The 16,993-nt window shown below is 75.3% G+C and carries 15 protein-coding genes; 8 read left to right on the top strand and 7 right to left on the bottom strand.

Features of this window, described 5'->3' with window-relative positions; translation table 11 throughout:
• Nucleotides 1-105 precede the first annotated feature (105 nt).
• On the top strand, nt 106-3,114 hold the full coding sequence (locus tag AB0O53_RS03840; protein WP_365193078.1) for a D-alanyl-D-alanine carboxypeptidase: 3,009 nt from the start codon (nt 106-108) through the stop codon (nt 3,112-3,114).
• 78 nt (nt 3,115-3,192) lie between these two features.
• Here AB0O53_RS03840 and AB0O53_RS03835 read toward each other — a convergent pair whose 3' ends face one another.
• The 3 genes from AB0O53_RS03835 to AB0O53_RS03825 all read right to left on the bottom strand — a co-directional run bounded on the left by AB0O53_RS03835 (nt 3,193) and on the right by AB0O53_RS03825 (nt 6,855).
• The gene (locus tag AB0O53_RS03835) at nt 3,193-4,383 is read right to left on the bottom strand and encodes a S8 family peptidase (protein WP_365193076.1); all 1,191 of its coding nucleotides are present in this window, start codon (nt 4,381-4,383) and stop codon (nt 3,193-3,195) included.
• 379 nt (nt 4,384-4,762) lie between these two features.
• The gene (locus tag AB0O53_RS03830) at nt 4,763-5,578 is read right to left on the bottom strand and encodes a hypothetical protein (protein ID WP_350989584.1); all 816 of its coding nucleotides are present in this window, start codon (nt 5,576-5,578) and stop codon (nt 4,763-4,765) included.
• A complete protein-coding gene (locus AB0O53_RS03825) occupies nt 5,578-6,855 on the bottom strand; it encodes a VWA domain-containing protein (protein WP_365193074.1) in 1,278 nt (425 codons plus the stop codon). Before AB0O53_RS03825 ends, AB0O53_RS03830 begins: the two co-directional genes overlap by 1 nt.
• 106 nt (nt 6,856-6,961) lie before the next feature.
• Between AB0O53_RS03825 and AB0O53_RS03820 the strand changes: the two genes are divergently transcribed.
• Nucleotides 6,962-7,327 (top strand): DUF6204 family protein, encoded by a 366-nt coding sequence (locus tag AB0O53_RS03820; RefSeq protein WP_365193072.1) that lies wholly within the window; start codon nt 6,962-6,964, stop codon nt 7,325-7,327.
• Nucleotides 7,328-7,424: 97 nt separating this feature from the next.
• Here AB0O53_RS03820 and AB0O53_RS03815 read toward each other — a convergent pair whose 3' ends face one another.
• Both AB0O53_RS03815 and AB0O53_RS03810 read right to left on the bottom strand, forming a co-directional pair.
• Nucleotides 7,425-9,074 (bottom strand): FAD-dependent monooxygenase, encoded by a 1,650-nt coding sequence (locus AB0O53_RS03815; protein ID WP_365193070.1) that lies wholly within the window; start codon nt 9,072-9,074, stop codon nt 7,425-7,427.
• A gap of 115 nt (nt 9,075-9,189) precedes the next feature.
• On the bottom strand, nt 9,190-9,600 hold the full coding sequence (locus AB0O53_RS03810; protein ID WP_350989576.1) for an organic hydroperoxide resistance protein: 411 nt from the start codon (nt 9,598-9,600) through the stop codon (nt 9,190-9,192).
• A 128-nt stretch (nt 9,601-9,728) separates the two neighbouring features.
• Here AB0O53_RS03810 and AB0O53_RS03805 point away from each other — a divergent pair, with 128 nt between their 5' ends.
• The 3 genes from AB0O53_RS03805 to AB0O53_RS03795 all read left to right on the top strand — a co-directional run bounded on the left by AB0O53_RS03805 (nt 9,729) and on the right by AB0O53_RS03795 (nt 12,030).
• Nucleotides 9,729-10,241 carry a MarR family winged helix-turn-helix transcriptional regulator gene (locus AB0O53_RS03805; protein ID WP_350989574.1) on the top strand — a complete coding sequence of 171 codons (513 nt, stop codon included), beginning with the start codon at nt 9,729-9,731 and terminating at the stop codon, nt 10,239-10,241.
• 110 nt (nt 10,242-10,351) lie between these two features.
• Nucleotides 10,352-11,386 carry a PHP domain-containing protein gene (locus tag AB0O53_RS03800; protein ID WP_365193067.1) on the top strand — a complete coding sequence of 345 codons (1,035 nt, stop codon included), beginning with the start codon at nt 10,352-10,354 and terminating at the stop codon, nt 11,384-11,386.
• A gap of 92 nt (nt 11,387-11,478) precedes the next feature.
• A complete protein-coding gene (locus AB0O53_RS03795) occupies nt 11,479-12,030 on the top strand; it encodes a GNAT family N-acetyltransferase (protein ID WP_365193065.1) in 552 nt (183 codons plus the stop codon).
• A gap of 26 nt (nt 12,031-12,056) precedes the next feature.
• On the opposite strand, the gene AB0O53_RS03790 is transcribed toward AB0O53_RS03795, so the two are convergent.
• Complete coding sequence (locus AB0O53_RS03790) at nt 12,057-12,989, bottom strand: UbiA family prenyltransferase (protein WP_365193064.1); 933 nt, start codon at nt 12,987-12,989, stop codon at nt 12,057-12,059.
• 76 nt (nt 12,990-13,065) lie between these two features.
• Here AB0O53_RS03790 and AB0O53_RS03785 point away from each other — a divergent pair, with 76 nt between their 5' ends.
• The 3 genes from AB0O53_RS03785 to AB0O53_RS03775 are packed head-to-tail and all read left to right on the top strand — an operon-like array spanning nt 13,066 to nt 15,742.
• Nucleotides 13,066-14,124, top strand: coding sequence for a type III polyketide synthase (locus AB0O53_RS03785; protein ID WP_350989566.1), 1,059 nt, complete (start codon nt 13,066-13,068; stop codon nt 14,122-14,124).
• A gap of 14 nt (nt 14,125-14,138) precedes the next feature.
• Nucleotides 14,139-14,720, top strand: a complete 582-nt coding sequence (locus tag AB0O53_RS03780) for an isoprenylcysteine carboxyl methyltransferase family protein (RefSeq protein ID WP_365193062.1) — start codon at nt 14,139-14,141, stop codon at nt 14,718-14,720.
• Nucleotides 14,717-15,742: an NAD(P)/FAD-dependent oxidoreductase gene (locus AB0O53_RS03775; RefSeq protein ID WP_350989563.1), complete on the top strand. Its 1,026-nt coding sequence runs from the start codon at nt 14,717-14,719 to the stop codon at nt 15,740-15,742. Before AB0O53_RS03780 ends, AB0O53_RS03775 begins: the two co-directional genes overlap by 4 nt.
• A 72-nt stretch (nt 15,743-15,814) precedes the next feature.
• Here AB0O53_RS03775 and AB0O53_RS03770 read toward each other — a convergent pair whose 3' ends face one another.
• Nucleotides 15,815-16,888, bottom strand: coding sequence for a hypothetical protein (locus tag AB0O53_RS03770; RefSeq protein ID WP_350989561.1), 1,074 nt, complete (start codon nt 16,886-16,888; stop codon nt 15,815-15,817).
• Between the last annotated feature and the right edge of the window lie 105 nt (nt 16,889-16,993).

Here is a 16,993-nt window from a genome sequence, read left to right as displayed (position 1 = left end):
TGCGCGACCTGCATCTAGCAGTGTGGCGGTGCCCTCTTGGGGTGCCGCCGAACGGTATCTGCACAGTGTGAGCGGCAAGGCGGGGCTGGGATGAAGGCGGTAACGGTGACGGACGGTTCCTCGGACGACCCGAAGAACGAGGGAACGACCGTCGCGGGGGCGGAACCCGAGAAGGCGGCGTCCGCGTCGGCGGACACGACCGCGGAGGCCGACACGACCGACGGCACGGTGGACCGGCCGGCCGAGGCCGTGACCGGGGTTGGGGCGGGGACCGGGGCCGAGACCCAGGCCGAGACCGCGGCCGGAAGCAAGACTGAGGCCGGTACCGAGACCGCGACGCACGCCGGTACCGAAACGGAGGCCCAGACCAAGACCCAGGCCGGGGCCGAGACCGCAATGCAGAACGCGGCTGAAGCCGCCGCCCAGACCAAGGCCGAGACCGGGGCAGAGGCTGAAGGCGGCACCGAGGCCAAGGCCATGACCGGTTCCCCGGGCCAGGCCAAGGCCGGGGCCGCAGCGCAGACCGAGGCCGGAACCGGCGCCAAGACCCGGCCCCAGCCCGAGAGCGCGGCTGAGACCAAGACTGACGCGGAGACCGGGGACCGGGCCGAGGCCGTGCGCGGGGCGACCCAGGGCCAGGCCAAGGCCGTGCCTGGGACCGGGGGCCAGACCGGGGCCGAGCCCGAGGCGGGGGCCGGGACCCAGGGTCAGACCAAGGCCGTAACCGGGGCTTCGAGCCAGGGCCGGACCGGGACCGAACGCGAAGCGGGGGCCGGAGCCCAGGGTCAGACCAAGGCCGTGCCTGGAGCCCAGGGCCAGCCCGGAGCAGGGGCCGGGACCGAGACCGGGGACGAGACCGCAACGCAGACCGCGGCCGAAGGCAGGGCCCCGACCAAGGCCGAGGCTCACGGCCAGAGCCAGAGCCAGACCCGAGCAGGGACCAGGCCCGGAGCCGAGGCCCACGGCCAGGCCGGGGCCAAGGCCGTGCCCGGGGCCGAGGGCCAGACCCGAGCAGGGACCAGGCCCGAGAGCGGGGCTCAGACCAAGGCCGTGCCCGGAACGGAGGCCCAGGGCCAGGCCCAGGCCGTGAACAAGCCCGGGACCGGAGCTGAGGCCGAGACCGGGGCCGAGACCGGAGCCGAGGCCGGGACCGAGGCCGGGACCGGGACCGGGACCAAGGCCGGGACCGAGCCAGGGACCGAAGCCGAAACCCGGACCGGGACCGAGGACGAGACCGAGACCGCCCCCGAGGCCGGGACCGGGACCGACGGCCCCTGGGGCGGCGACCCGCGCAGGCAGGGACGGCGGGCGCCCCGCGTCACCGCACCCGACGGCGAGGCCGACGGTACCGACGCCTCGCGTACCCAGGTGTTGCGCGTACCGCCCGCCGCCGGGCCGAAGGGCGCCGACGAGGCGGACACCTCGCGGACGCAGGTCCTGCGGGTCCCCCGCACCACCGCGCCCGAAGACAAGCCCGAGCCGGAGCCCGAGCCGGAGCCCGCGGCCGACGACTCGCGCACGCAGGTGCTGCGGGCACCCGGCCCCGGCGCCACCGCGGCGGCCGGCAAGACCGAGGACAAGCCCGAGGCGCCGGGGAAGAAGGCCGCCGAGAGCACTCCGAAGGTGCCCTCCTGGGCGGCGGCACGGGAGGAGGAAACGGACGCGGACGCGGATCCGGATCCCGAGCGGACGAGTCGGTTCGTCGCGCTCAAGGACCTCGACGCCCCGGCCCCCGTCACCACGCGCCCCCGCCCGCAGCCCCAGCCCCACACCCGTCCGCAATCTCCCGCACAGGCGGCCCCGCCGCAGCCCCTGCCCCCGCTGGACCTGCTGGCCGACCTCACCAACACCCCTCCCCCGCCGGAGACCCCCCGCCGGACCGTGCTGCGCCGCGTCAAGGTGTGGACGCCGATCCTGCTGCTGCTCGTCGGCGCCTGCATCGGCGGCCAGATGCTGCGGCCCCTGCCCGACCCCCGGCTCGTCGCGGCCGAGACCGACCACACCGTCGACGGGCAGCTGTCCATACCCTGGCCCGCCAAGGGCCAGGGTGCCGTTCGCGTCGTCGGCTCCGGCGACATCGGCACCTTCGGCGACCAGAAGCCCGTTCCCACGGCCAGCGTCGCCAAGATCATGACCGCCTACGTGATCCTCAAGGGCCACCCGCTGCGCAAGACCGAGCCCGGCCCGGACATCACGGTCGACGCGAAGACCGTGGCGGACGGCAACTCCGCGAGCGAGTCCCGGATCACGGGCCTCACCGTCGGCTCGAAGTTCAGCCAGCAGGACATGCTGAAGATGCTCATGATCCCGTCGGGCAACAACGTCGCCCGCCTGCTGGCGCGCTGGGACGCGGGTACGGACTCCGAGGCCGCGTTCGTGGAGAAGATGAACGCCGCCGCCCGGGAACTCGGGATGAAGGACACCGTGTACACCGATCCGAGCGGGCTGGACGCGGGCACCGTCAGCACCGCCACCGATCAGCTGAAGCTGGCCGAGGCGGTGATGAAGGACGAGACGTTCCGCGCGATCGTCGCCCTCCCCGAGGCCCCCATCAAGGGCCTGGCCGAGAAGCTCACCAACAACAACGACCTGCTCACGGTGCAGGGCCTGAGCATCCGCGGCATCAAGACCGGCTCCAGCACACCCGCCGGCGGAACCTTCGTGTGGGCGGCCTACAAGTCGGTCGGTGACGAGACCCCGCTGATCATCGGCTCGTTGATGGAGCAGCGCGCGCCCGCCCCCGACAAGGACGCCCTCAACAGCCTGGCGCTGGTGAAGGCGAACAGCAAGAAGATCATCGAGGCGGTACGGGCGGCCCTCGCCTCCACCCCGCTCGTCCGCAAGGGCGACGTCGTCGGCCACGTGGACGACGGGCTCGGCGGCCGCACTCCGCTCGTGGCCGCCAAGGACTTGAACGTGATCAGCGTGCCCGGCCAGCAGTTCAAGCTGTCGCTGAAGGCCGGATCCTCGCCGCTGCCGCACACCGCGAAGGACGGGACGGAGGTCGGCGTCCTGACGGCCGGTGAGGGCGAGGGTGCCAAGAGCGTCCCGGTGGCCGTGAAGGGCGCCCTGGCCGAGCCCTCGTTCGGCACCAGGCTCACGCGCCTCGGCTGAGCGGCTGGTCCCTGCTCCCGTTCGCCGGTTCGGTGGTTCCGAACCGGCGGACCGCGGGGACGGGCGGCCGCTGCGGCGTCAGACGCCGTCCGTGAACAGCAGCCGGTTGGGGGTGCCGGCGCCCGTCCCCGTCAGCACGTCCTTGGTGGAGCTCTCCACGAGCCGGCCCGCGACCTCGTCGGGGGCCGCCGCCGGGTGGGCCGCCTTGTAGAGGGCCGCCGTACCGGTCACGTGCGGGGCGGCCATGGAGGTGCCGTCGAGGGCGACGCTCTCGCCGCCCAGCAGCGCGGACTCGATCTGCTCGCCCGGGGCGTGGATCTCGACGCACTCGCCCCGGTTGGAGAAGGCGGACTGCTCGTCGCGCCGGTTGCTCGCCGCCACCGTCACCACCCCGTCCGCCGAGGCCGGGGAGACCGTGCAGGCGTCGGCCGCGGAGTTGCCCGCCGCGACGACCGGCAGGGTGCCCGCCTCGGCCACGGCGCTCGCGGCCCGGTTCACGGCCTCGGAACGGCCGCCGCCCAGGGAGACGTTCAGCACGGCGGGCTGCCTGGCGTTCGCCGCCACCCAGTCGAGTCCGGCGACGACCGCCGAGTAGTCGCCCCGGCCGTCACAGCCGAGTACGCGGACGCTGACCAGGCGTACGGCACGTGCGACGCCGTACGTCCGGCCCCCGACGGTGCCCGCGACGTGGGTGCCGTGGCCCTCGCAGTCCTGGCCGCCGCCACCGTCCCCCACGGCGTCGAAGCCGGGCTCGGCACGCCCCTCGAACTCGGGGTGCGCGTAGTCGATCCCGGTGTCGAGGATGTAGGCGGTCACGCCGGCGCCGTCACCGCCGGCGGTGAAGTCCCCGTCGAGCGGCAGGGTCCGCTGGTCGATGCGGTCCAGGCCCCAGGTCGGTGCGGGGGCCCGGGCGGCCGGCGGAGCCGCGGGGCCGGCCGGCGTCGGCGGGGCGGAGACTTCCGCGTCGGTCTCCACCGAGCGCACTCCGGGGGTGGTGCGGACCGTGTCCAGCTGCCCCGGGGTCAGCGGCACCGCGAAGCCGTTCATGGCGGCCCCGTAGACGAAGGTGGGCTCCAGCCCGAGCCGTTCCGCGAGCCCGTCGGCGTCCACTCCGTCGTCGAGGCCGACGATGTACTTGCCGGGGACGGCGGCGGCGGACGTGAAGAGCGGAACCCGTACGGGTTCCGGGACGTCCGCGGCCGCGGCGCCCCCGAGGGCGGGGGCGACCGCGATCAGGGCCGCGACGGTCAGACGTACGAGCAGGCGCATGGAGGTACTCCCCGGGAGGTCGGCGGTCGTCAGGAGACGGCCGCGTCCTCGCCGGTGCTCGGTCGCGGCCTCCCTCTCCTTCGGACGCGGCCCGGGTGGGCTTGAGGGGCCCCTCCTCGCATGGCCCAGCGCACCCGGCCGGCCCGGCCGCGGACGGGCCGGTCACAGCAGGTGCCGTGACCGCCCGCCCGGAGCCGGGAGGACCGGCCGCGGTCGGAAGGACCGGCCGGGACGCCTGAGCAGCGCCGGGACGCCCCGGCGGCGCCGGGACGCCGCCTCGGGCGCAGCAACGCCGCCCCCGGGTCCCGGGACGCCGCTCAGGCGCCGGGACACCGGGTCGGGCGCCCCGCCAGGCGGTTCGGACGCCAGGTGAGCCGGGTCAGGCGCCCGGCGGCACCCGGGACGGGCGGCCCGTGCCGCGCGTCAGGGAGTACCCGAAGATGCCCGCGAGGGCACCGAGCACACCGCCGGCCGCCGTCCAGAGCCAGCGGTCCGACCACCAGCCGCCGGACCAGCCGTCCTCCGGCTCGCGCAGGGAGCCCGTCACCGTGCCGGCGACCAGCGGGGTGGCGAGGGCCCCGTCGACGGCGAAGGCTCCCCCCTCCTCCTGTACGTCGGCCTCGACGGCCGCGCGCACGGGCAGGCCGAGGTCCTCCTCCGGCAGGTCCACGACCGTCAGACGGACGTAGTAGCTGCCGGGCAGCGGGTCGTTGGCCCAGGGCTCCGCGCCGGCGCGGACCGTGCGCAGGGTGCAGGACAGTTCGACCGAGGCGGCCTCCTTGGCCGCAGCCCTGCTCTGCATGCCGTACGTGCAGGCCTGCCGGCGGCGCAGTCCGTCGTACACGTCGAGCTGCCAGGTCGAGGCGCCGTGCCGGGCGGCGGACTCGGGCAGGGTCACGTTGGCCTTCACGGTGACGCGCTGCTGGGCGTCGACCGGGAGGACCCAGTACAGGTAGTCGCCGCTGGAGGCGCCGGCCGTGGCCTTCTGGCCGGGCCGGAACGGCGTGGCGGTACGGAAGCTCGTGCCCGCCTCGGTCGGGGCGGCTTCGGCGGCTTCGGTCCCGGTGCCGCCCTTGCCGGTGGTGGCGCTCGGCGAGGGGGTGTCCGCGACGGCCGGGCCCGCGGCCGTGCCGGCCACCGCGAGGGCGGCGGCCGCCGCGAGCAGGCCCGCGGTCAGTCTGCTGACGGTACGCATCAGTTGGTCCTCCAGACGGAGATGCGCCAGCGCGAGATCCATCCCCACACCAGTCCGGCCAGGAGTCCGGCCAGGACCAGCACGGCCAGCGTCCACCAGCCGCGCCCGAGGCCGAAGGCCGCGGCGTCGGAGGCGTCACCGGGGCCGTCCACCAGGTCGATGGTCAGCTCGACGGGCATGCCGGGGGTTGTCTTGACGGACGCGGGAGCCGAGAAGGAGTTGCTGACCTGGAGGCAGACGGTCTCCGCCGCGGGCTTCGCGTCCGAGTCCGCGTCGGCGTCGTCGGCCTTGGGGTAGCGCAGGCCGGTGGAGAGGACGTCGGTACGGCCGTCGCCGGCCTCGGAGCCGCGTACGATCTCCCGCCCGTGGACGGTCGTGGCCCGCAGCATGACGCCGTAGTCGTTGTTGACGGCTCTGTCGGCGCCGATGCTCACCGAGGCGCGCAGCTCCTGGCCGGGCAGGACGTCCACCCGGTACCAGCGGTGCTCGCCGAAGGTCTCCCGGTCACTGTAGAGACCGGCCTTCAGCTGCGGGGCGCCCGCGCACTGCTTGGCGCCCTCGGTCGCCACCGGGTTGACGACCGGGTCGGCGGCCCGGTCGACGAGTTGGCGGACCCTGCCGGAGAGTTCGGCCTTGTGCTGGACGGAGGTGTACGTACCTCCGGTGGCCTCGGCGATGCAGGTCAGCTGGGCCCGGGTCTTGGCGTCCGGGACCAGGCCGAGGGTGTCGATGACCAGGTGGATGCCCTTGGCCGCGATGTCGCGGGCCACTTCGCACGGGTCGAGCGGGGCGCAGGTGTCCTCGCCGTCCGTGATGAGCACGATCCGCTTGGTGGCGTTGCCGCCCTCCAGGTCCTGGGCGGCGCCGAGCAGGGCCGGTCCGATGGGGGTCCAGCCGGTCGGGGCGAGGGTGGCGACGGCGGTCTTGGCCTCGGTCCGGTCGAGGGGGCCCACCTTGTAGAGCTGCTTGGTGTCCTTGCAGCCGAGCGTGCGGTCGTCACCGGCGTAGTCGGCGCCCAGGGTGCGTATGCCGAGCCGGACTTCGGCGGGTACGGCGTCGATGACCTCGTTGAAAGCCTGCTTCGCGGCGGCCATGCGGGACCCGCCGTCGATGTCGTTGGCCCGCATGGAGCCGCTGACGTCCAGGACGAGGTCGACCTTGGGGGGTTCCTTCGCCGCCGGTCCGTCGGCGGCGGTGGCGCTCGCCGGGAAGAGCCCGACGGCCAGTGCGGCGAACAGGCCGCAGGCCCTGGCCGCGAGCCGTTTTCTTGTGATCATCGCCGGATCGTATTGAGGATCGTCCGGCAATCCAAAACACGGAGGTCCCGGCGGACCGGTGGAAATCCGGATGCGCGGTACGGAACCCCCGGCCTAGGGTGCCGGGATGAGTACCCGTACCTTCCGTATCACCGTCCGCGGCGCGTTCGACGGCCTCACCGACGGCCAGCGGGCCGAGCTGCTCGCGGCCGCGCCCGAGCACGACATGCTGCACGCGGAGTTCACCGTCGAGGGGCACCTCACGTACGACCTGGCGGCCCGGCCCTTCTTCACCTTCCGCTTCCTGGACTCGGGCGAGGCGGAGGAGGACATCCTCGACGCCACGGCCCGCGCGGAGCTGGCCGCGGAGGAGTGGCTGGAGGCGCGCGGGTACGGCTTCAAGCAGTTGCGGTCGCAGGCGCAGGACCTGTCGCTGGCTCCGCTGGGCAAGCGGCAGCGCCGGGAGGCCGCACGCGCCGGGGCGCAGGACTGACCGCCCGGCTCACTTCACCGGCTTGCCGCCCTCATCGGCCCCGACCGCGGGGGCGGTACCCGGACGGCGGTACCGGCCGGAAGGCGGCGTCGACCGGTCAGGGCCGGACCTGCGGGGCGAAGACGGCCGCGAGGTGTGCGGCCAGCCGCTCGGGGTCCGGCGGGGAGAGCCGGGCTCCGAGGTATCCGTCCGGGCGGACCAGGAACGCGGTGGGCTGCTCGGCGGCGTAGACGCGGGCGAACTCGCCGCCGGTGTCGTGGTAGGCGGGCAGCAGGTCAGGGCCGGCGGGTGCGTCGGGGGCGTCGGGCGGGGTGTCGGCCGGCAGGACGACGCACGACTCGACCCGGCCGCCCGAGGCCTCCCGGGCCGTCCGGGCGAGTGCGTCGAGGCCGGTCCCGTACAGCAGCAGGACGTGTTCGCGCTCGCGCAGCAGGTCGGCGAGGCGCAGCGGGACGGCGGCGATCGGCGAGGTGAGGCCGCCGCAGTCCGGGGCCCGGTCGCCCGGGCGGGGTCCGGGGCCCTCGCCGGGCGGGTCGGTGACGGGGCTTCCGCGGTAGCCGACGAGCAGTTGGGCCTCGCGCAGGATCAGGGTGCCGGCGTCCTCGGGGTCGGACTGGACCCCTTGGGCGGAGGCGTGGCGCACCGTGCGGCCGACGACCTCCTCGCCGACGGGCCGGCGTTCGGCGTCGTAGCTGGGCAGGAGGCCGGGGTGGGCGGCGCCGTCGACGGCCAGGGCGAGCTTCCACGCCAGGTTCCAGGCGTCCTGGATACCGGTGTTCATGCCCTGGGCCCCGGTCGGCGGGTGGATGTGCGCGGCGTCGCCGGCGATGAAGACCCGGCCGTGCCCGTACCGGTCCACGATCCGGTGGCTGATGCGGAAGACCGAGGACCAGCGGATGTTCGAGGCGGTGGTGGGGGTCGGCGCGAGCCGGTCCAGGACGGTCTGGATGTCGGCCAGTTGCGGGACCCGGCCGCCCTGGAGGCCGTGGACGACACCGTCGGAGGCGGCCGCGGCCTGTTCCGCGGTGGACAGTTCGGGCGGCACCATCATGGACATCCGGTAGCGTCCGCGGCCCGGCAGCGGGATGCACACGAGGACGTCGTCCACGGCGCCGGCGGCGTCCAGGTGCATGGCGCGCACGGAGTACCCGTACGGCAGGTCCCAGTCGGCCTCGACGTCGGCGAGCATGTACTCCTCGGGGAAGGCGCCGCCCTCGAAGGCGAGCCCGAGGCCCTTGCGGACGATGCTGTGGGCGCCGTCGCAGCCGACCAGGTAGCGGGTGCGCAGTTCCTCCTCGGCCCCGGCGGGGGTGCGGAGCCGGCTGGTGACGCCGTCGGCGTCCTGGCTGAACGACACCAGTTCGGTGCCGCGTTCGACGGCGGTGCCCCAGCGGGCCAGGTGTTCGTCGAGGATGCGCTCGGTCTCGTACTGGGGCAGTGCCGCGAAGCGGTAGGGCACTTCGGGCGGCAGGACGAGGTCGACGCGGGGGCGTTCGGCACCGTTGACGTAGGTGAGCTGGCCGCGCAGGGGGACGGCCGCGTCCAGGACGGCGCGGACGATCCCCATGCGGTCCCAGATCTCCAGGGTGCGCGGCTGGATGCCCACGGCCTTGGCGTACGGCAGGCGGGCGGGGAGCCGGTCGACGATCCGGCAGGAGACGCCGCGCCGGCGGAGTTCGTTGGCGGCGGTCAGCCCGATGGGGCCGGCGCCGACGACCAGTACGTCCGTCGTGTTGCTGTGCGCCACTGGCGTCTCCCGGCGTGCGGCCCCCGTCGGAGTCGGTCTGCCTCCATGGTGGCCGCCCGCCGGGCGTCCGGCATCTCCGCCGCGTCTCCCGCGGATCCGCGGCGGCCGGTCCTCGTTACTCGACGACGAGGTCGACCTCGATGTTGCCGCGGGTGGCGCGGGAGTACGGGCAGACCTCGTGGGCCTGCTTGACCAGCAGGGCACCCGTCTCGCCGGCCAGGGACTCCGGCAGCTCGACGCGCAGGGTGACGGCGAGGCCGAAGCCGGCGCCGTCCTTGCCGATGGAGACCTCCGCGGTGACCGAGGCCTCGCCGGTGTCCACCTTGGCCTGGCGGCCGACCAGGCCGAGCGCGCTGGCGAAGCAGGCGGCGTAGCCGGCGGCGAAGAGCTGCTCGGGGTTGGTGCCCTGTCCGTTGCCGCCCAGCGCCGGGGGCATGGCCAGGGCGAGGTCGAGCTGGCCGTCGGAGCTGACGGTGCGGCCCTCGCGGCCATTGGCGGTGGCGACAGCGGTGTAGAGCGCGTCCATGAGAGTTCCTCTCGCAGAAATGAACCGTTGCGGCGGCCGGTGGTCGACCGCGCTCCACCAGTAGAGCACGCAATTCAGTTGTGCACAATTCAATGCCGCCCACGTTCTGCCCGGGTACACTGGCCGACATGACCGAGCAGCCCACCGCGACCCGCCCCGACCAGGACTTCCTGCGCCTGGACGGCCAGATCTGCTTCGCGCTGAACGCCGCGAGCCGCGCCTTCGGCGGCCTGTACCGCGTGGTCCTCAAGGACCTGGGGCTCACGTACCCGCAGTACCTGGTGATGCTGGTGCTGTGGGAGCACGGCGAGATGCCGGTCAAGGAGCTCGGACAGCACCTGCGGCTGGACTCGGGCACCCTGTCGCCCCTGCTCAAGCGGCTGGAGGCGGCCGGACTGGTCCGCCGCGAGCGCAGCGCCGAGGACGAGCGCTCCGTGCGGGCCCACCTGACCGAGGAGGGTGCGGCGCTGCGCGCCCGAGCGGTCGAGGTGCCGCGGCGGATCGCGGCGGCCACCGGTTTCGAGCTCGCCGAGGTCGTCGACCTGCAGGACCGCCTGAGCCGGCTCACGGCCGCGCTGGACGCCGCCGTCCCCAGGGAAGAGGCCCGGGAGGAAGCCCGCCAGGAGGCCCGGGAGACGTAGCCGGCGCGGGAGACGCGGCGGGCGCGGGAGGCGTAGGAGGCGCGCGCGGGAGGCGTGGGCGCCGTCCGCGACGGACACTGGGGCCACCCCGCGACGGCAGGAGGTGGCCGATGGACCCGGCTGCGGCGCTGGACCGGATCGCGTTCCTGCTGGAGCGCGCGCAGGCGCCCACCTACCGGGTGCGGGCCTTCCGCACCGCGTCCGCGGTCGTCGTACGGATGGGCGCGCAGGAGGTGGCGGCGCGGGCCGCCGCCGGTTCCCTGGAGGCCGTCAAGGGCCTCGGCCCCAAGACGGCCGCGGTCGTACGGGAGGCCCTCGCCGGAGGCGTGCCGGCCTATCTGCAGGGCCTGGAGGACGAGGCCGCCGCGCTCCCGGAGGGCCCCCCGCCCTCACCGGCCGCCGCCGCACTGCGGGCGGCGCTGCGCGGGGACTGCCACGTCCACTCGGACTGGTCGGACGGCGGCAGCCCGATCGAGGCGATGGGCCGGGCGGCCGCCGGTCTGGGCCACGAGTGGACCGTGCTGACCGACCACTCGCCGCGCCTGACCGTCGCGCGGGGCCTCTCCCCGGACCGGCTGCGCGAGCAGCTGGACGTGGTGGCCGCGCTCAACGCCACCTGGGCGCCCTTCCGGCTGCTCACCGGGATCGAGTGCGACATCCTCGACGACGGATCGCTCGACCAGGAACCCGAGCTGCTGGAACGGCTCGATCTCGTCGTCGGCTCGGTGCACTCGAAACTGCGGATGGACGCTCCCGCGATGACCCGGCGGATGCTGGCGGCCGTGCGCAATCCGCTGATGGACGTCCTCGGCCACTGCACGGGGCGGCTGGTCACCGGCCGGACCCGGCCGGAGTCGCAGTTCGACGCCGAGGCGGTGTTCGCGGCCTGCGCGGAGGCGGGCACCGCCGTGGAGATCAACAGCCGGCCCGAACGGCTGGACCCGCCGCGGCGGCTGCTGCGGCGGGCCGTGGCGGCGGGGACCTTCTTCGCGATCGACACGGACGCGCACGCCCCGGGCCAGCTGGACTGGCAGGTCCTCGGCTGCGAACGGGCCGTGGAATGCGGGGTTCCGACGGAGCGCGTCATCAACACCTGGCCGGCCGACGACCTCCTGGCCTGGACCCGCACCCGGCGCGCGCCCTGAGGCGCGCCGGACAGCGCGCGGGACAGCACGCCGGACCGCACGAGCCGCGGAATCCGATGGCGGCGCACCGCTGCGGTGACAAGAATCCACGCATGCACGAACCGAGCCTGTCCGACGGGACCATCACCCTGACCCCGCTGCGCCTCGACGACGTCGAGGCGCACCTCATGGGCGAGGACCGGCTTCTGATCCGGTGGCTCAACGGCGGTCCCGGTACCTGCGACGGAGTCGAGGCGTACGTCCGGCACTGCCGGGAGCAGTGGGAATCCGCCGGGCCGCTCCGCGCCTTCGGCATCCGGGCCGGCGGAGGCGCCGGCGGTACGCTCGCGGGCACGGTCGACCTGCGCTTCGCCGGAGCGGGCCTGACTCCCGGGCAGGTGAACGTCGCGTACGGCCTCTACCCCTGCTGGCGAGGGCGCGGCCTGGCCACCCGAGCGGTGCTCCTCGCCTCGCGGTACGCCGCCGGCGAGGGCGGGCGCGAGGCGGTGATCCAGGTGGACCCGGAGAATCCGGCGTCGGCGGCGGTCGCGCGCAGGGCGGGGTTCGTGCGCGTCGGGCAGCAGCACGCCCCGGCCGGCAGGGGCCGTGCCGACGGCTCGCCGGTGCACCGGTACGTCCGGGACCTGCGCCCCTCCGCCCGGTAGCGGGCCTCCGCCCGGTAGCGGGCCGATCAGGGGCGCAGTCCGGCGACGAGCAGGACCACGTCGGCTCCGGCCACCGCCATCACCGTGCGGAACGGGAGCGGTCCCGCGGGCCTGCGGAACGCCAGGAGCAGCGCCGTCGCCGTCGCGCCCAGCAGTGCCCAGCCGTACGGCGTGACCCGCCCCGGCGGTCCCGCGACGAGGACGGCGGTCGAGCCCAGGACGAGCAGCCCGGCCAGCGCTGCCGAGCGCCGGGCGCCGAGCCGTTGCGGCAGCCCGACCACCCCGGTGGCCAGGTCGTCGTCGATGTCGGGCAGGACGTTGGCGAAGTGGGCGCCCGCGCCGAGCAGGGCCGCGGCCGTCGTCAGCCACGGCGGCGGCCAGGGCGCGCCCGGCAGCCCGAGGGTGACGAAGGCCGGCAGCAGGCCGAAGGCCAGGGCGTAGGGGGCCCAGGAGACGGCCGTGCCCTTCAGTCGGAGGTTGTAGCCCCAGGCCGCCGCCACACCGGCCAGGTGCACGGCGCCCGCGAGTGGTCCGGCCGCCAGCGACAGCGGCACGCACAGCAGGAGCGCCGCGCCCGCCGCCCGGGCCACGGCGGCCGCCGACACCGTGCCCGCGACCAGCGGTTTGTCCCGTCGGCCCGTGGCCAGGTCGCGGGCGAGGTCGGCCCGGTCGTTGCACCAGCCCACCGACAGCTGGCCGGCCGCCACAGCCGCCGCGACGAGCAGCACCCCGGGCGGGCCGTGCCCCGCCGCGACCGCCAGGGCCGCGGCGAAGAGCGTCACGGCCACGGCGGGCAGCGGGTGGCACGACGCCCCCAGACCGCCCAGGGCCCGCCCGGCGCGGGCGGCGCGGACGGTCCGGGTGGCGCGGACGACCCTGGTGTCGCCGACGGCCCGGGCGGCATCGCCGCCTCCGGCACCGTCCGCACTCTCGGCGGTCTGCGTGGTTCGCGCGGGCACGACGCCACGCTATGCGGCGCCGCGCCCGAATCAGGTGATTCATAACGAAGCGTCAGTTGTTTCCTATGGTGACTCAATGACACGTGTTCTGGCAGTGCGCAGCGTGTTCCCGCCCCATCGCCATCCCCAGGCCGAGATCACGGAGGCGCTCGCCCGCTTCCTGCCCCCCGGCTCCGACACCGCCCTGCTGCGCCGGGTCCACGCCTCGGTGCGCGTGGAGAGCCGTCATCTCGCGCTCCCCCTGGAGCGCTACGGGCCCGCGAACGACTTCGGGACGACGAACGCCCTCTTCGTGGAGACGGCCCTGGAACTCGGATCCCAGGTGCTCGGACTCGCCCTCGCCGACGCCGGCCTGACGGCCCCCGAGGTCGATCTGGTCATGTCGACCACCGTGACCGGGCTCGCGACGCCCTCGCTGGAGGCCCGTCTCGCCTCCCGCGCCGGGCTGCGTCCCGACGTACGGCGGCTGCCGCTCTTCGGCCTCGGCTGCGCCGCCGGGGCCGCCGGCGTGGGCCACCTCCACGAACTGCTCGCGGGCCGGCCGGGCCACGCGGCCCTGCTGCTGTCCACGGAGCTGTGTTCGCTCACCCTCCAGGCCACCGACTCCTCGATGGCGAACCTGGTGGCCGGGGCCCTCTTCGGCGACGGTGCGGGCGCGCTGGTGGCCGTGGGACGCGACCATCCCCTGTACGCGACGGGCGCCGGCCCGGAGATCGTCGCCACCCGCAGCCGTCTCTACCCGGGCACCGAGCACCTCCTCGGCTGGGACATCGGCCACTGGGGCATGCGCATGGTGCTCGGCCGCGAACTCCCGGACCTGGCCCGGCTGCACGTGGCCGAGGAGGTGGAGAGCTTCCTCGCCGCCCACGACCTCAAACCCGCGGACGTCGACTCCTGGATCTGCCATCCCGGCGGCCCGAAGATCCTCGACGCACTCTCGGACGCGCTGGCGCTGCCGGAGTCGGCCTTCGCCGCGAGCCGGCGTTCGCTGGCCGCCGTGGGCAACCTCTCCTCAGCCTCGGTCCTGCACATCCTGGAAGGCGTCCGCCGCGCCGGGCCGCGGCCCGGCTCCGTCGGGCTGATGCTCGGCTTCGGCCCCGGCTTCGCCTCAGAACTCGTCCTCCTGCGCTGGTGAACTCGGTGAACCCCATGAACTCCCTGACCTCCGCCCCCTCCTTGAGCCTGTACCTGCTGCTCGTCTGCCTCGTCGCCGCCGAACGGCTCGCCGAGCTGGTCACCGCCCGCCGCAACACCTCCTGGAGCCTGGCCCGCGGCGGCCGCGAGTACGGCCGCGGCCACTACCCGGCCATGGTCGCCCTGCACACCGCGCTGCTGGTCGGCTGCGTGGTCGAACCCTGGGCGGCCGGACGCCCGTTCGTCCCCCTGCTCGGCTGGTCGGCCCTCGTCGTCGCCCTCGCCGCCCAGGGCCTGCGCTGGTGGTGCATCGCCTCCCTCGGCCCGCGCTGGAACACCCGGGTGCTCGTCGTCCCCGGACTGCCGCTGGTGGAACGGGGCCCGTACCGGGTCCTGCGGCACCCCAACTACGTGGCGGTGGTCGCGGAGGGCGCCGCGCTGCCGCTCGTCCACTCCGCGTGGATGACCGCCCTCGGCTTCACCGTGCTCAACCTCGCGCTCCTGCGCGTACGGATCGGCTGCGAGGACGCCGCCCTGACGGACGGCGGACGGCTGCGGGCGCCCGCCTCCGTCCCGTCGGCGGGAGCACCGTCATGATCGACCTGCTGATCGCCGGCGGCGGCCCGGCCGGGCTGGCGACCGCCATCCACGGCGCCCTCGCCGGCCTGGAGGTCGTGGTGGCCGAACCACGGCCCACCCCCATCGACAAGGCCTGCGGCGAGGGCCTCATGCCCGGGGCGGTACGCCGGCTCCACGAGCTGGGCGTGCCCGTGGCGGGGCAGCCGTTCCGCGGCATCCGCTACGTCGACGGCGTGAGCGGCCTGCGGGCCGAGGGACTCTTCCGGTCCGGCCCGGGCCTCGGCGCCCGCCGTACGGACCTCCAGGCCGCGCTCGCCGAACGGGCCGCGCAGCTCGGCGTACGGGTCCTGCCGCAGCGCGTCGAGCAGGTGCGCCAGGGCGTCGACCACGTCACCGCGGCCGGTCTCACCGCCCGCTACCTCGTCGCCGCGGACGGCCTGCACTCCCCCGTCCGGCGCGGGCTCGGCCTGACGGCTCCGGCCACCCCCCGCCGTCCGGCCCGCTACGGGCTGCGCCGCCACTTCGCCGTCGAGCCGTGGAGCGACCTCGTCGAGGTGCACTGGTCGGCGCGGAGCGAGGCCTACATCACCCCGCTGGCGCCCGACCGGATCGGCGTGGCGGTGCTCACCACCGACCAGGCGCCCTTCGACGAACAGCTCGCCCGCTTCCCCCACCTGGCGGACCGGCTGACCGGGTACGCCGACACGCCGGTGCGCGGCGCCGGTCCGCTGCGCCAGGGCGCGCGCGTGCGCGTCGCGGGGCGGGTGCTGTTCGTGGGAGACGCGGCCGGATACGTGGACGCCCTGACCGGCGAGGGGCTCGCCCTGGCGGTGACGGCCGCGGGCGAACTGGTGCGCTGCGTGAAGGCCGGCCGGCCACAGGCCTACGAGCAGGCCTGGCGGGACCTGTCGCGCAGCTACCGCGCCCTGACGGAGTCGCTGCTCTGGGCGCGGCGGCGGCCGCGCCTCTCCCCCCGGATCGTCCCGCTGGCCGCCCGGCTGCCCCGCGTGTTCACGGGGGCGGTCAACCTGCTCGCCTGACGAGGGCGCGCGAACGCGGCGGCACCCCGCGCGCGGTGCGCGGGGTGCCGCCGCGGCGGTCGCGGCCGCGGGTCAGGCCGAGCTCTCCTGACGGTTGCGCAGGGCCAGACCGGCCAGGACCGCGCCGGCCGCCGCGCACAGCATGACGGCGGCTCCCGCCCAGGCCCGCGACTCGCCCACGGTGCCGGCCAGCGGGTCGAAGGCCAGCGAGCCGCCGAGGACGTGCAGGGCGACCACACCCACGGCCGTGGCCGCGCCCGCCCGCCACACGCCCGTGGTGTCGCGCAGCGCCACCAGCGCGCCGACGCCCAGGCACACCACGGTGACCAGGAGGGGCAGCAGGCCGAGGGGGCCCGCGGAGGACAGGGCCGTGAGGTCCTGCGGCAGGTGGAGGGCGCCGCTGACCAGCAGGGCGATCGCCACGGGCCAGCGCAGTACGTGCCCCAGAGCCTCGACGCGGGCCGGTCGCGGTTCCGCGGCGGAAGCGGGCGGCCGGGGCTTCACCCGGTGGGGCGCGTCGTACCGCTCCATGTGCGGGGGCTCGTACGGCTTCCCGCGCGGCTTCGGCTGCGCCTGCTCGTACGGCTGCCCGTACGGCTTCGGGGGCGGTTCCGCGGCCGGTGCGCCGGCCCCGGCGGGCCGGGGGCGGCGCTGCTGTTCCGGCTCGCCGGACTCGTCCTTGCCGAGGATGGTCACCAGCAGGGCGACGTCCTCGATGGACCGGCCGACGGCGGCGGCGCGCAGCGTGATGTCCGCCTCGCCCACCTCCTGCGGGGCATCGCCGAGCAGGGTGACCATCCGTTGCACGTCCTGCACGGGCCGGGTCACGGCGGCCGCGCGCAGCGCCTCCTGTCCGGCGTCGGGCAGCCGGCCGTCCTCCTTGAGGAGGCTCACCAGCGCGGTGACCTCCTCCACCGGGCGGCAGGTGGCGGCCGTTTCCAGGAGGGTCCGCATGCGCAGCGTGCTCGGCGCGTCGGCGTCGTCCGGGGGGTCGGCGTCGTCCGGGGCGTCCACGGGGGCCGTGCCGGCCCGGTCGTCCGGTGCCGCGGGGGCGCCGGAGGCCGTGGGGGCGTCGGAGGCGGTGTCGTCGGGAGTCCCGCGGCTGTCGTCGTGGTGCGTCGCCGCGAGAGTGATGGGGTCATTCATGGAAAGCTCCGTTCGCCGACGCGCGGGTCTACGCAATCGCGCGCCGGTCATCGTGCGTCATGGTGAGCGCACGCTTTGTTACATTGAGTGCCACTTCCGCCCACT

It is taken from the genome of Streptomyces erythrochromogenes (genome assembly GCF_040684695.1).
Lineage (GTDB): Bacteria > Actinomycetota > Actinomycetes > Streptomycetales > Streptomycetaceae > Streptomyces > Streptomyces erythrochromogenes_C.
Note: the sequence above shows the minus strand (reverse complement) of the source record. Positions and strands in the feature narration are given on the sequence as shown.